1 pseudogene is annotated in these 455 nt (G+C 68.6%); it reads right to left on the reverse strand.

The features are described 5' to 3' along the window. Positions 1 to 455 (reverse strand): annotated as a pseudogene (locus AB4Z27_RS29580) (AraC family transcriptional regulator); the annotation flags it as partial.

Raw genomic sequence — 455 nt, forward strand, 5'->3', positions numbered from 1 at the left:
GTTTGATGCTGGAACAGGCGCGCGAACGTGCGCGGGCTGCAGTGGAGCTGCCGCGCCCAGTCTTCGGCGGATGCGCCGATATCGGGGTGCGCCAGCAGTGCCGCGCAGAGCCTGGCGAGCGCCGGGTCGCGCGGCATCGGCGCAAACAGGGGCAAGGTTGGCGCGCGATTCAGTTCGAACAGGATGAGCTGCATCAGCGCCCCGTCGCGGCTGTCCGCCATGTAGTGCGCGGGCACGTCTGCCGAAGCTAACAGCAGGGCATGCAGCAAGGGGCTGACCACCAGCACCTCGCAGCCCGGACTATCACGCGGCGCCGACTCCGGCAGCACGTAGACGCTGCGCGTGCTGACCCCGTTCATGCGCACCCGATGCGGCTTCTGCGCCGGAATCCACACACCCGTATAGGGCGGCACCACCCACGCGCCTTCCTCGGTGCCCACCTCCATCAATCCCGT

Origin of the sequence: Cupriavidus sp. KB_39, from assembly GCF_052114485.1 — a bacterium.
Taxonomy (GTDB): Bacteria; Pseudomonadota; Gammaproteobacteria; order Burkholderiales; family Burkholderiaceae; genus Cupriavidus.